The organism is Pseudomonas sp. N40(2020) (genome assembly GCF_014472415.1).
Taxonomy (GTDB): Bacteria; Pseudomonadota; Gammaproteobacteria; order Pseudomonadales; family Pseudomonadaceae; genus Aquipseudomonas.
Genome location: NZ_JACSZV010000030.1, coordinates 12,754 through 26,025 on the forward strand (window position 1 = coordinate 12,754; position 13,272 = coordinate 26,025).

Here is a 13,272-nt window from a genome sequence, read left to right on the forward strand (position 1 = left end):
CAAGTTATGCTTTCCGCGCCCAGCTTCCGAACATCACATCGCCGATGTAGACGCCAGAAGAGGCTGAGCGCTCCTGATCCAAACGCTCTTGCAGCGTTTCAATGTCGACCTCTTCTGCACTGGCCACCCCTAGTGCAGCGATTCGCGGCAAGCAGGCTCGAACAATGTAACCAAGGCCGTAAGGAGTACTTGGTGTTTGTATAAGACATTCGGCCCGAACGCTTTCGACGGTCAAGCCTGCCTTAGTAAAAATGCCATGCAGGTTGAAACCAATGTGTAGGTCGGCCCCTTCACGAGCAATCATTTCTTGTATCCAGGATTGCGCTCTTTTATGCAGAGGGAAAGGGTCCAGGCTTGCAGGCACCATCGTCGTGTCGTGTTCTTGAAAGACCACGATGCCATTGGGGCGCAAATACTTCGACAGCGCACGGATCGATGCCACCGCATCCTTCTGATACATCAGCACGCGCCGTCCGACGATTGCGTCAAACGTACCGATAGAGTCCTGCAGCTCTAGAAGCTCGCACTGGAGAAATGTCAGTGAAGGGTGGTTTTGTGCTGCGCCGCGCTGGCGTGCAGTGGCGATGGCTTGGGCGTCATGATCAACTCCGATGACCTCTGCGTCTCTTCCCACCAGATCGCACAACAGAAAAGAAACATCACCCGAACCACAGCCCACGTCCAGGATTCGCATGCCTTTTTCAATTCCCGCGTCGATCAGCAAACGCGTGGTGAAGTCGGGCAGGTTGGTCGACATTACTAAGCCTCGCTGAGTTTTCCGGGAAGTCTATTGCATACTCTTCGGCCATCATGCCGCTCGGGTCGATAGCTGCCCGCTGCGATTGACTGCTACCGACCATTGACGCCTTTGGGAAGGCTCCATGTTGAGTATCAGCCCATGGCGCCCAGCAGCGCTTCATCCTTCGCCACCGCACGTTTGTAGGCATCGCGGCTCATTAACTTCTCGGCGTAAGCGAGAAACGCTGCTCTGTGTGGCAAGGTGCCCAAGCCAAGCCCCCAGCCGATGTGGGAACCAACATAAACGTCGGCAGCGCAGAAGCGCTCTCCGGCAATGAACGGATTAGCAAACACGGCGCGTTCGAGTTGGTCCACGGTGCGCTCGTAGCTCCCGTAGCCAAAGAAGAACTCCTGATCCGGCGTTGGGTTGAAGCCCGCGCGGTGGTTGGTCACGGCCTGCTCCAGGGGGCCTGCAGCGAAAAACATCCATCGGTAGTAGGCCGCCCGCTCCGCTGCTGCAGGAGCCAGGTTCGCTTCGGGGAACGCATTAGCCAGATACGCACAGATGGCGGCCGTTTCTGTTATGGTTTGCCCGTTATGCACGAGTGCAGGGACCTTCCCCATCGGGTTCACATCGCGAAAAAAAACTACGCGTGGATCATCAGGGTCGGCCACCGTCGGCGCTGCCAGCGCAGCACCTCCCCAACGGTCAGACTCGCTGGTCGACTGGTAATCCAAGATGACCGATTCATACGTGCAGCCGATTTCTTCGAGCATCCAGCGCACCATGCGGCCGCGAGAATTGGGATTGGTATAGAACGTCATTGTCATCGTGAGCTCCTCTTGGCTCGGTTCGTTGACGACAATGGTAAGAGCGACGCTGCATAACCCCTTGGGCGGTTTGCGCCAGAATACTTGCTTAACGCGCCATTAATGGAGCGTTGCGTTACGCGCTGCCGCTCACTTGCGGCTCGGAGCATATAAATGTCCCACCTTCATACCAGCACCGAGCGGTGTAAATTGCCCAGAGTATTCTGGCAATCGATAGAGCAACTGGGAGTCGATCCCGCGTTGATTCAACAGCACGCTCAGTTGCCCCATGACCTTCACCTGAACGAATCTGCCTTTGTCAGCACGCCTCAGCTCTTTGCCGTCTGGAACGCCATCGAGGCGATTTCTGCAGACCCTGCCTTTGCGATAAAAATGGTCCGTGATACCCCCAGTGCGAAACACAAACTGGCGTTCCTCGCGGCGTTATATGCGGCTGATTTTCGCGACGGACTTGCGAGGTTGTCTCGCTTCCAGCGCTTGTGCAGTCCCGACAAAATTTGCATCGACGAGCACAAGGGCAATGTGTCATTCACGATTGTGTGGCCTTCTGGCACGGGGCCGGCGCCTTATCTCTCGGTGGAGGCGTGTTTTGCTTTGATACTGGAACTGGGTCGACGAGGCACTGGCAAACACATTGAGCCCATTGCATTGAGCTTGAGACGGCCGAGGCAAAAACTGGAAACCCATTCAAGTTACTTCGGTTGCCCCATTCGCTACGGCGCAACCCGTGACGAGTTGACTGTAAGCGCCACCGACATCGATCTACCGTTTCTTGAGCACAACCCGGAAGTGCTGCACATGATGACGCCCGGCCTTAGTGCCGCAATCCGAGAGATCGAAGCGCCCTTTGGATTCTGTGAGCAGGTCATTGAAGTGCTGAAACGAGCCCTGGCAGCGGGGCGGCCAAGTTTGCAGTATCTCGCCCAAGAACTATTGCAGAGCGAGCGGACGCTGCAACGACGATTAGCCTCAGAGGGTACGACATTCAGCATGCTGCTCAACGAGGCCCGGCGCCAAGTCGGATTTCACCTGCTTGCTGATACGACCCTTGAACTGAAAGAGGTGGCGTATCTGCTCGGTTACGAGGACGTCAACTCCTACTACCGGGCTTTTCGGCAGTGGGAGAAGGTTTCACCGAGTCAGTGGCGACGCCTCAATACGTGAAGTATGCCGCCAGGGGGCGATAACCCGATGCCGCTCCCTCAACTATTCAACGACATCAGCTTATCGCCACCCGGCGGCAAGCCAAACAGCTTGCGCACCACGTTCAGAAACGCCCCATAAGGCCGTCCCAGAAACAACATCATCAACGCCGCGCCGAGTGTGCCGCGCACCATGCCGTCTCCCGAAGCGCCACTGAAGGCAATGATCGCTGCATAGATGGGCACCTGAAAACTGATGAGGGCAATGCTGTCCCACAGCAACTTCGAACCCCGATGCTCACTGGCTCGCGTCATTAACCAGTCGCGCCAAAGGCCGTAAGGTCTCGCGACTGGAACCATCAGGGCTGCACCCATAAGGCGAGCATGAAGGACCTGATCCCACGTCATGTCGGCAATGAAGCGTTCATTACGTTCACTACACCAGTGCTTCGTCTTGATGCGACACCGGCAGCACCGCCAGGTGCGGAGAGTCGCCGAAGTACTCGATCAACAGTTGGGAGGACACCGAGTTCAAGCAGGCGGTCAAGGCGTTCGGGCGCAGGAAGCTCATCATGACCGCGCTTTGGACCGAAGCCTGCCTGGCATTCCCGGTACTCGATGCAATCCAGGAAGGCTATGAAGTCTATGTGCCGGTCGATGCGGTTGGCGGCACGTCGCTCGCCGCGCACGAAGCGGCGTTGCGCAGGATGGAACAGGCGGGCGCGAAGCTGATCAGCCGGGTGCAAATGTACTGCGAACTGCAGCGCGACTGGGCGCGAGAAGTGACCGTGCCGGGCTTCTTGGGCGTGTTCGAGAACTTTGACGGGTTCAACGCTGAAAAAGCTCTGGAGGAGGCGGCCAAGAAAGCCTGATTAACCCGCAATTGATGAAGGTGGCGTTCGCAACAGCGGACGCCACCTTCATTTGCAATTCAAAGTACAGACCACATTCAGAAGCGTGGCTTGTCCCCATTTAAACGCACACTTTTTCACAAAGCCCTCTCCCTAACCATTCAATGGCAGAATCCCCTCAACTTGAAAGTTTTGGAGATCACCATGCTTCGTGCGTTTGAACGAAGACTCGACCCTTTTCCTCCTGACGAGGTACCACCGCCACCCAACGGTCTGGCGCGTTTTCTGTGGGCCTGCACACGGGGTGCTCGCGGTTACATCCTGGTGCTGGCGCTGCTGAGTGCCGGTGTGTCGATTTACGAAGCCTGGTTGTTTTCCTTCCTCGGCCAGGTCGTGGATCTGCTCTCGACCTGGCAGGCCGGCGGTGAAGCCGCGGCGCAGGAGAGCCGCGTGCTGTGGGGCATGGGCATTGTCATGGTGACCAGTGTCGGGCTGGTGGCGCTGCGCACGATGGTGCAGCACCAGATATTGGCGATTAACCTGCCGTTGCGGCTGCGTTGGGACTTCCACCGGCTGATGTTGCGACAAAGCCTTTCGTTTTTTTCCGATGAGTTTTCCGGGCGGGTCACGACCAAGGTGATGCAGACGGCACTGGCAGTGCGCGACGTGCTGTTCACCATGATCGAGATCATCCCCGGGATCGGTGTGTATTTCATCGCGATCATCGCGCTGGCCGGCGGCTTCGCTTTGAAACTGATGCTGCCGTTCATTGGCTGGGCGGTTTTGTTCGCGCTGGCCATGTGGTACTTCGTGCCACGCTTGGGCAAAGTCGGGCAGGAGCAGGCCAATGCACGCTCGATGATGACCGGGCGTATATCAGACGCTTACACCAACATCACGACGGTAAAACTGTTCTCCCACTCCAATCGTGAAGCGCACTTCGCCCGCGCTGCGATGGAAGATTTCAAACTCACCGGGTTTCGCCAGATGCGTCTGGTCAGCATGTTCGAGATCGTCAATCAGGCACTGGTGGTAGGGCTGATCATGTCGGCCGGAGGTTATGCGCTGTGGCTATGGCACCAGGGTGATGTCGGCGCCGGTGCCGTGGCGGCGATCACCGCCATGGCGTTGCGGATCAATGGCATGTCGAACTGGATCATGTGGCAAATGACCTCGCTGTTCGAAAGCATCGGCACCGTTCAGGATGGCATGGCGACCCTGACCCAAGGCGCCAAGGTGCAGGACGCGCCGGATGCCGGCGTGCTGGTGACCAATGGCGGCGCAGTCACCTTCGACAAAGTGCATTTCAACTACAACGGCGAACGTCAGGTGCTCGATGGCCTGAACCTGAACATCCGCCCGGGCGAAAAAATCGGTCTGGTCGGTCGTTCCGGTGCCGGTAAATCCACGCTGATCAACTTGCTGCTGCGCTTCTATGACGTCGACAGCGGCGAGATTCGCATCGACGGGCAAAACATCGCGCACGTCACGCAAGACAGCCTGCGCAGCGCCATCGGCATGGTCACGCAGGATACTTCGCTACTGCACCGTTCCATTCGCGACAACATCGCCTACGGCCGTCCCGATGCGACCGACGCGCAAATCCGCAGCGCCGCCGCCAGTGCCCAGGCCGATGAATTCATCAGCCAACTGAGCGACCGGCAGGGCCATAGCGGCTACGACACGCTTGTAGGTGAGCGGGGCATCAAGCTGTCGGGCGGCCAGCGCCAACGGGTTGCGATTGCCCGGGTGATGCTCAAGAACGCGCCGATCCTGTTGCTCGACGAGGCCACCAGCGCGCTGGACTCGGAAGTCGAAGTGGCAATTCAGGAAAGCCTCGATGACATGATGCAAGGCAAGACCGTGATCGCGATCGCCCATCGGCTGTCGACCATTGCGGCGATGGACCGGCTCATCGTCATGGACGAAGGACGCATTATTGAACAGGGAACGCACAGCGAACTGCTTGAGAGAAACGGCGTCTATGCGCGGCTTTGGCAGCATCAGAGCGGCGGGTTTCTGGGGGAAGACAATGGCGTGATCGAGGCGATGGATCAGGTGTGAGCGGGAAGGGCGCACGGTGAGTTCAATCCGGGCGCCCGTTAATTTCGCACGTGCATTCAGCGTTTAGGCGAGCGCGTCTAAAAGCGGTTCAAATTTCTTGAGGTGGCCATATTTGCCGCAAGCCAGGGGTGAATGCACGGAGGGATGCCAGAAGCAGGTCACCATTCGTCCAATACCCGGCACTCGCCACGCCTGATTGCCTCTCAACCTTAAGCACGGACTTCCCGCGCCTTGGTAGGAGAGCCAGCATGGAAATTGATGAGAAAGCGCCAGGCAACACGTCGCAGCAGGAAGTGACGCGCACTACGGACAATGAAACCGGCCATGATCCGCGCCGAGATGAGTCTTCGAACCCGTTGCCGGCGGACGATGAAGCGGCGGTCGATGAAGACATGAGCGATGTGGATGCGAACAACTCGGTGTCGAGTGAGCACCCTTAGCCAAGTTAAAACGAAGGCAAAAGAAACCCGGCGTTCAGGCCGGGTTTTCTATTGGCCCTCAGCCTGACCCTCGCCCAGAGAGAGAGGGGACTGATAGGGGGAATGCTCAGAGCGCAGCCTTCACCTGCAAGCCAAACACCAGCGCATTGTCGATATCCTGCCCGGAAAACGCCCCCGGCTCGATGATGTATTGCAGATTCGGGCGCAGGGTCAGCCAAGGCGTGGCCTGATAACCGTAACCGAGCTCGATCAACTGTTCGGCGCTGTCCAGGTTCGGGAACGCCGTGCCATTGTTCAGCGCAGCGTCTTGCAGCACGTCGCGACTGCGCGGGTTGGGCACGGCGCGGCCATAGCCCAGGGCAACGGTGTCACGCGGGCGACCTTCGAACGGTTTGTACAGAACCACGCCAGTGCCGTACCACTTGCTGAATGGCGAAGCCGCTTCACTGGCAGCCGAGTATTGGCCGAAGGCGTGCAAGCTGCGTCCTTCGGACGATTTCGAGCTCCATACGGCCTGATCGACCAGCAGGTAATGACCACCACGACCGGATACTTCCTTGTCGCTGCCGATGCGTTTTACGTCGGAGCTGTCGTAGTAGTAGCCGACCTTGTATTCGCCGGGCAGCTCACCCGCGTGCTTGTACACCAGCTCGATCGGCACCACGGTGCCAGTGGTGTGTTTCGGGCCCAAGTGCCAGGCGCGGCTGGAGTTGCCGTTACTGTCCGGGTCGACATTGAACGCGGCAACACGCAGTTGCCACTCAGGCGACAGGTCGTATTTCACACGCACGCCGAGATGGGCGTTGGGATAGTTGGTCCAGCCGCTGCCGCCGGACATGTTCAGCGGGTGCCCGCAGAAGCCGGCGTTCATGAAGTTACAGAGAATGCCGCTGTCGAGGCCGCCGAGGTCGTTGCCCATGGCCATGTAACCGAGCTTGACGTTCAGCGCCGGAGTGAACAGCGTGCGCTCGTAGCTGAGTTCGGTCAGGCGGGTGTAGAGACCGCCGTAGTTTTCCTGAATCGGCAGACGGTTGCCGACCAGATCCTCGGAAGCGCTGTTGCCGCGCCGGTCGTTGATGCTCAGTTGCACCTTGCCGGCGTTGTCGACGCCATACAGTTTGCTCAGATCGAACTGCACACCGAGCTTGATGTTTTGCGAGTAACGGGCCGAACGGTGCAGGCCACCGTCAGCGTTGTAGGCCATTTCGCCGGTGTAGTCGCCGGTGAACTTGATACCGTCTTCGTCCATCTGGTGGCGCAGGCCACCCCAATCACCGGTCAGCGTGTTGCGGGTCATCAGGTTCGAATCGGCATCGGCGAAAGCGGGCAGGGTAGCACTGCAGGTCAGGCCCAACAGCAAGCCGACATGAGAAAAGCGAACAGGCAAAAACATGTGAATCTTCCAGCTGAAATTTTAGCGATAGCGCAAAGCAACGCGGCACCCTAAGGTGCCGCGCTATAAATGAAATGCCCATGTTCACCATGGGCATGGCGGCTTACGGCAAGGCGTAAGCCATCACGTAGTCGCCACGATCGGTCGACTGACGAGCGCCACCGGCGGTGATGACGATGTATTGCTTGCCGGTTTTTGGCGAAACATAAGTCATCGGGCCGCCCTGGCTGCCGACCGGCAGACGGGACTTCCAGACTTCCTCACCGTTGCCGCTGTTGAACGCGCGCAGGTAGAAGTCCTGGGTGCCGGCGATAAAGATCAAGCCACCTTGAGTCGACAGGGTGCCGCCCAGAGTTGGCAGACCAATCTTGATCGGCAGGTGCATGCGGATACCCAGCGGACCGGTGTCTTCAACGGTGCCGACCGGAACCTGCCAGGCGACTTTTTGCGTCTTCATGTCGATGGCGGTCAGTGTGCCGAACGGCGGCGCCTGGCAAGGAATGCCGGCGACCGACAGGAAGCGGTTCTTGTTCACCGCGTAAGGTGTGCCTTTGAGGGGTACGGCGCCCATGCCGGTGTTCAATGCTTCGCCACCGGAAGTGGCCTGGCCCTTGTTTTGCGACGGGATCATCTGAATCCACAGACCCAGACGCATGTCGTTGACGAAGATGAAACCGTGCACCGGATCAGTCGAGATGCTGCCCCAGTTCATGCCGCCCAGCGAGCCCGGGAAACTCAGGGATTTGTCGGTGCCCGGCGCGGTGTACAAGCCGTCATAACGCATCGACTTGAAGTCGATACGGCACAGCAATTGGTCGTAAGGCGTCGCGCCCCACATGTCCGATTCGGTCAGGTGCTGGGCACCGATCTGCGGCATGCCCACCGATTTTGGCTGGGTTGGCGAGTAAGGCTCGTCAGGAATGTTCGCCGCTTTGACCGGTACCTCTTTAACGTCGGTCAGCGGTTTGCCAGTGGCGCGATCCAGTACGTAGATCTGCCCGGCCTTGGTGCCGATGACCAGCGCCGGTACGGTTTTGCCGTCCTTGGTGAAGTCGATCAGGCTCGGCTGCATCGGCAGGTCGAAGTCCCAGAGATCGTTGTGAACGGTCTGGAATACCCACTTTTCTTCGCCGCTGTTGGCGTCCAGCGCCAGGATCGAAGCGCCGTAGGTGTGATCCAGTTTGCTGCGCTCGACACCATAAATGTCGGTGGAAGAGCTGCCCATCGGCAGGAACACGGTGTTGGTCGCCGCGTCGTAAGACATGGGCGCCCAGCTGTTCGGGGTACTGCGCACATAGGTGCTGCCGTCTGCCGGTGCCTTCTTATCCTGCGGATTACCCGGGTCGGACGCCCAACGCATGGCGCCGGTCATCACATCAAAACCACGAATAACGCCGCCCGGCATATCGGCTTGCACGTTGTCGGCAACCCGGCCGCCAACCACGACAGTGGTGCCTGCCATCAACGGTGCGGACGACAATTGATAGTAGCTGTCCGGGACATCACCCAGACCGGCCTTGAGGTCGACTTGACCGTTATTGCCAAAGCCTTGGCAGAACTCACCGGTGTCGGCATCGACGGCTATCAGGCGCGCATCAATCGTGTTGGTCAGCAAGCGGCGCTGGCAGTTGGCGGCTGGCGCTGGCTGGGCCTCTGCGACTGGCGAGCTGCTCGGCTTGGCGACTGCGGCAGTGGCGTCGAAATAGGCCATGCCACGGCAACGCTGCCAGACTTTCGACTGCGCGTTGATGGCGTTTTTCCACAGTTCCTTGCCAGTGTCGGCATCCAGCGCGATCAGGTTGTTGTGCGGGGTACAGATGAACACTTTGTTGCCGACCTGCAGCGGGGTGAGCTGGTCTTCGGCACCGTTGCCGTCGCTCACGGCGACATCACCGGTGTGATAGGTCCACGCTACTTTCAACTTGTCGACGTTGTTGCGGTTGATCTGGTCCAGCGCGGCGAAACGGCTGCCGCCTTCAGTATTGCCGTAGTGAGCCCAGTCTTTCTGGGCTTTTTCCGGCTCGACCGGCGTAATGCCCGGGCCATTGCCCGTAGCAGCAACAGTCGGGTGAGCGACGAACATGTTGCCAGCGGCTACGGCCAGACCGACCGCCAGTACCGCAGCAAGGGCATAAGCACCACGCCCCGGAACACTACCGTTGGCACGTTTCAACAACGGGTAAACCAGCGTGACGGCCAGACCCACTGCGCTGAACATGAACAGGCGCGAGAACACCGGCCAGAACAGCAGCCCTGCGTCGCTCACTGCCCAGATCGCGGTCCCCATCAGGAACACCGCGAACAACCACGCACCGGCCGGTTTGAAGCGAGCAATCAGCAGGCCGGAGACTGTCATCACCAGACCACCCACCAGGAAGTACCAAGAGCCTCCCAGGCTGACCAATTTCACGCCGCCAGCAGCAAGCGCCAAGCCGAGCAGGGCGATGATCACGCCCAGCCCTACCAGAATGAATTTTGATATGCCCGAGAGGCGTTGACTCTGCTTCACGTTGAATGTCCCGTTGAAATGAGGCGCGCAGTATATAGATAGGTAACTACCTAGTTAAATCACTATTTCTGAGTGAAGCGTAGTTCGCTGCTTAAGCACGCGCCGAGAAGGGCAGCCGGGCGTTCCGCATAGGGTCGATGCAATTATCCATAGGTCGGTGAAAGCGTTGTTTATGTCAGAAGGATCGTCAGTTTTGACAGTGTTAAAATTGCGATCAGAAACCTTCGATTAGCCGACGTACGGCAACTGACGGAGAGGATCGGTGACACGATCAGGCATATGCATATGCTCATTTAATCTTTGATTCGCGATCGGTTTACCGCTCAACTGGCGCTTTTTTGATAGGTGGCTAATGATGTCGGAGCGGTGTGACGTAGTGGTATTGGGCCTGGGCGCCATGGGCGCCGCCACCGTGTATCAGTTGGCGAAGGCCGGTGTGGATGTAGTCGGTATTGACCGCCATTACCCGCCGCACAACCTTGGCTCCAGCCATGGCGATACGCGCATCACTCGGCTTTCGGTCGGAGAGGGGGCGCAATACGTACCGATTGTGCGCAATTCCCACCGGATCTGGCGCGAACTTGAAGTGCTGACGGGGGAGTCTCTGTTCGAGCAATCAGGTCTGCTGGTACTGACATCAAGCCCCGAGTTCGACCCAAACGACAAAACCGACTTCACCCTGCGCACCATCGGTTTGGCGCAGGCCTACGGTATCGAGCACGAAGTCTTGTCCGCCGCACAGATTCGCCAGCGCTTCCCGCAATTCGCCCACGTGCATGACTCGGCCATCGGCTATTTCGAGCCCGGTGGAGGGTTTGTGCGACCCGAGCGCTGCATCGACGTGCAGCTCAAACTGGCCGAACGACACGGCGCGACCCTGTACAAAGGCGAGACGGTCACCGGGATCACATCGGACGAGCAGGGCGTCACTGTCACCACTGACCAGCGCACGCTGCAGGCCAAAAAACTGGTGATCAATGCAGGCAACTGGAGTGGCGAATTGCTCGGTAAACCGTTTGAAAATCTGCTGAGTGTCTACCGGCAAAAGCTGTTCTGGTTCGAACTGGAGGAGCACGCCGGGCTGGTCGGCCACTCGCCGACATTCATCCTCACCCACGGCCATGGCGACGACAAAATCAACTACGGCTTCCCCGCATTGTCCGGCGAAGGCTGCATGAAGATCGCCACCGCCCAGTACCACACCGCCTCGTTGCCGCAAACGATCGACCGCACCGTCTCGACGGCCGAAGAGCAGGACATGTATGCACACCAGGTACACGGCCGCATCGCCGGCGTGACTTCCAAAGTGATCAAGTCTGCGGTCTGCGCCTACACGGTGACGCCGGATCGCCACTTCATCATCGACCAGCATCCGTCACTGCAACACACCTCGTTCGTGTCGGCCTGCTCCGGCCACGGCTTCAAACATTCCACCGCACTGGGCGAGGCGTTTGCGCAGTGGTGCATGCGCGGTTCGACCGACCTGGACCTCTCGTCTTTCTCCCTGAAACGCTTTGAAGGCTGCTGAGCCCGCTACTGTGGCTTCAAGATGAGCCGATGGATCGCCAAGTGACACATCACGATGGGATGTCAGTTCAGCAGGGTATTTACTTGAGTCAAAATGCGCTATTTCCAAAGCAATAAAGCGCCAAGATGGTTTTCAACTACACTGAAGAAGCAAAAACTATTTTAATAATCTTGGCTGCGGGTTGTTTATTCATGCTGGCGGTGAGGCCTATATGGACATTGAAATCCTTAAACAGGCTGTCATGGATTCGCGCGATGGAATCACCATCTCCGACAACTGCAGAGATGACAATCCGTTGATTTTTGTCAATCCCGCCTTTGAACGCATGACCTGCTATTCTCTCGAAGAATCCATAAATATTAACTGTAGGTACTTACAGGGAGATGATCGTGAACAACCTGAATTAGAGGTCGTTCACCACGCCATTGCAAACGGGGAGTATTGTCTGGTTGTGTTGCGAAACTATCGGAAGGACGGAACGATGTTCTGGAATGAATTGAGCATATCGCCAATTCATGACGAGGCGGGAGCGGTCAGCAATTTTATAGGGATACAAAAAGATGTCACATCGCGAGTTATTCTGCAGCAGCAACTCAATGACGAAATTCACTCCCTCGAAAAAACAAAATCGCATCTCGAGCAGCTATCGATAAAAGACGGGCTTACCGGGGTTTATAATCGGCGCTTCTTTGATAGTCAGTTTGAGATTCAATACAAGATCGCTTGTCGGAACAGTGAGGCGCTCACGCTGATCATGATTGATGTTGATGACTTCAAGTCATTCAATGACATATATGGGCATCAAGCAGGTGATGAAGCATTGATAGGTGTGGCGAATGGTTTGAGTAAATCATTCCAGAGGGGCTCTGATTTTGTTGCCAGGTACGGGGGCGAAGAGTTTGTGATTTTATCCAGCGGCATGACGATGGATCAGTCATCTGTTTACGTGAACTCACTGTGTCAGCGTGTGCGCGACTTGAGAATTGCGCACTCCTCTTCGCGCACGGGCTATTTAACGATAAGCATCGGATTTTCTGTTCATCAATTCACCCCGACAAACACGTCCAACTTACTGCTTACGCAAGCTGATAAAGCACTTTATCTAGCGAAAGAACGAGGTAGGAATCAGTGTGTAGGTTTTTAGGCGCGCTTTTCGGCCTCTTAATCATCGCCAACCCGACATGTCTGTCATGATCTTCCTTGAAAAATCTGCCCCACCTCAACGTTTCACTCGTCGAGGTGGGCAACCCTGCTCTCAGCCGCGCTTTGGCAGCTTCCAGTTCGGGCGAATGAAGTGGCAGGTGTAGCCATTCGGAATACGTTCCAGGTAATCCTGGTGCTCAGGTTCCGCTTCCCAGAACGGTCCCGCCGGTTCGATTTCGGTGACGACTCGGCCTGGCCACAGCTTTGAAGCGTCGACGTCGGCGGCGGTGTCTTCGGCGATGTCGCGTTGCTGTTCGTTCAGGTAATAGATCGCCGAGCGGTAGCTGGGGCCGAGGTCGTTGCCCTGACGGTTGGGCGTGCTCGGGTCATGGATCTGGAAGAAGAACTCAAGGATCTGCCGATAGCTGATCACCGCCGGGTCGAAGACGATCTCGATGGCTTCGGCGTGGTTGCCATGGTTGCGATAAGTGGCGTTCGGCACCTCGCCGCCGGTGTAGCCGACGCGCGTTTGCAGCACGCCGGGATAGCGCCGCAGCAGGTCCTGCATGCCCCAGAAGCAGCCGCCAGCGAGGATGGCAGTTTCGGTTTGGCTGGTCATGGTCTGTGCTTCCT

11 protein-coding genes and 1 pseudogene are annotated in these 13,272 nt (G+C 57.6%); 6 read left to right on the forward strand and 6 right to left on the reverse strand.

The window, feature by feature from the left end; all coding sequences use genetic code 11:
- Window positions 1-4: 4 nt before the first annotated feature.
- The gene (locus IAI51_RS18795; RefSeq protein ID WP_187679841.1) at window positions 5-757 is read right to left on the reverse strand and encodes a methyltransferase domain-containing protein; all 753 of its coding nucleotides are present in this window, start codon (window positions 755-757) and stop codon (window positions 5-7) included.
- Between the two features lie 134 nt (window positions 758-891).
- Window positions 892-1,569, reverse strand: coding sequence for a glutathione S-transferase family protein (locus IAI51_RS18800; protein ID WP_222944212.1), 678 nt, complete (start codon window positions 1,567-1,569; stop codon window positions 892-894).
- Between the two features lie 153 nt (window positions 1,570-1,722).
- Here IAI51_RS18800 and IAI51_RS18805 point away from each other — a divergent pair, with 153 nt between their 5' ends.
- Window positions 1,723-2,733 (forward strand): AraC family transcriptional regulator, encoded by a 1,011-nt coding sequence (locus tag IAI51_RS18805; RefSeq protein WP_187679842.1) that lies wholly within the window; start codon window positions 1,723-1,725, stop codon window positions 2,731-2,733.
- A gap of 38 nt (window positions 2,734-2,771) precedes the next feature.
- On the opposite strand, the gene alaE is transcribed toward IAI51_RS18805, so the two are convergent.
- Window positions 2,772-3,170 carry an L-alanine exporter AlaE gene (gene alaE / locus IAI51_RS18810; protein ID WP_410458014.1) on the reverse strand — a complete coding sequence of 133 codons (399 nt, stop codon included), beginning with the start codon at window positions 3,168-3,170 and terminating at the stop codon, window positions 2,772-2,774.
- Window positions 3,171-3,211: 41 nt separating this feature from the next.
- Here alaE and IAI51_RS18815 point away from each other — a divergent pair.
- The 3 genes and pseudogenes from IAI51_RS18815 to IAI51_RS18825 all read left to right on the forward strand — a co-directional run.
- Window positions 3,212-3,583, forward strand: a pseudogene (locus IAI51_RS18815) (isochorismatase family protein); the annotation flags it as partial.
- A 183-nt stretch (window positions 3,584-3,766) separates the two neighbouring features.
- Complete coding sequence (locus IAI51_RS18820) at window positions 3,767-5,626, forward strand: ABC transporter ATP-binding protein (protein WP_187679844.1); 1,860 nt, start codon at window positions 3,767-3,769, stop codon at window positions 5,624-5,626.
- A gap of 248 nt (window positions 5,627-5,874) precedes the next feature.
- Window positions 5,875-6,066 carry a hypothetical protein gene (locus IAI51_RS18825; RefSeq protein ID WP_187679845.1) on the forward strand — a complete coding sequence of 64 codons (192 nt, stop codon included), beginning with the start codon at window positions 5,875-5,877 and terminating at the stop codon, window positions 6,064-6,066.
- Window positions 6,067-6,172: 106 nt separating this feature from the next.
- Here the strand turns inward: IAI51_RS18825 and IAI51_RS18830 are convergent, their stop codons facing one another.
- The gene (locus IAI51_RS18830; protein ID WP_410458015.1) at window positions 6,173-7,453 is read right to left on the reverse strand and encodes a carbohydrate porin; all 1,281 of its coding nucleotides are present in this window, start codon (window positions 7,451-7,453) and stop codon (window positions 6,173-6,175) included.
- Window positions 7,454-7,562: 109 nt separating this feature from the next.
- Window positions 7,563-9,968 (reverse strand): glucose/quinate/shikimate family membrane-bound PQQ-dependent dehydrogenase, encoded by a 2,406-nt coding sequence (locus IAI51_RS18835; protein WP_187679847.1) that lies wholly within the window; start codon window positions 9,966-9,968, stop codon window positions 7,563-7,565.
- 355 nt (window positions 9,969-10,323) lie between these two features.
- On the opposite strand from IAI51_RS18835, the gene solA reads away from it, so the two are divergent.
- Together solA and IAI51_RS18845 are read left to right on the forward strand one after the other, a co-directional pair.
- Window positions 10,324-11,496 (forward strand): N-methyl-L-tryptophan oxidase, encoded by a 1,173-nt coding sequence (solA, locus tag IAI51_RS18840; protein ID WP_187679848.1) that lies wholly within the window; start codon window positions 10,324-10,326, stop codon window positions 11,494-11,496.
- Window positions 11,497-11,707: 211 nt separating this feature from the next.
- Window positions 11,708-12,640 carry a diguanylate cyclase gene (locus IAI51_RS18845; protein ID WP_187679849.1) on the forward strand — a complete coding sequence of 311 codons (933 nt, stop codon included), beginning with the start codon at window positions 11,708-11,710 and terminating at the stop codon, window positions 12,638-12,640.
- 111 nt (window positions 12,641-12,751) lie between these two features.
- Here the strand turns inward: IAI51_RS18845 and msrA are convergent, their stop codons facing one another.
- Window positions 12,752-13,258 (reverse strand): peptide-methionine (S)-S-oxide reductase MsrA, encoded by a 507-nt coding sequence (msrA, locus tag IAI51_RS18850; protein WP_187679850.1) that lies wholly within the window; start codon window positions 13,256-13,258, stop codon window positions 12,752-12,754.
- Window positions 13,259-13,272 lie beyond the last annotated feature (14 nt).

Excerpts from the sequence above, each read along its gene's own strand:
- IAI51_RS18795 (WP_187679841.1), bottom strand. The coding sequence starts at position 757 with ATGTCGACCAACCTGCCCGACTTCACCACGCGTTTGCTGATCGACGCG.
- IAI51_RS18800 (WP_222944212.1), bottom strand. The coding sequence starts at position 1,569 with ATGACAATGACGTTCTATACCAATCCCAATTCTCGCGGCCGCATGGTG.
- IAI51_RS18805 (WP_187679842.1), top strand. The coding sequence starts at position 1,723 with ATGTCCCACCTTCATACCAGCACCGAGCGGTGTAAATTGCCCAGAGTA.
- IAI51_RS18820 (WP_187679844.1), top strand. The coding sequence starts at position 3,767 with ATGCTTCGTGCGTTTGAACGAAGACTCGACCCTTTTCCTCCTGACGAG.
- IAI51_RS18825 (WP_187679845.1), top strand. The coding sequence starts at position 5,875 with ATGGAAATTGATGAGAAAGCGCCAGGCAACACGTCGCAGCAGGAAGTG.
- solA (WP_187679848.1), top strand. The coding sequence starts at position 10,324 with ATGTCGGAGCGGTGTGACGTAGTGGTATTGGGCCTGGGCGCCATGGGC.
- IAI51_RS18845 (WP_187679849.1), top strand. The coding sequence starts at position 11,708 with ATGGACATTGAAATCCTTAAACAGGCTGTCATGGATTCGCGCGATGGA.
- msrA (WP_187679850.1), bottom strand. The coding sequence starts at position 13,258 with ATGACCAGCCAAACCGAAACTGCCATCCTCGCTGGCGGCTGCTTCTGG.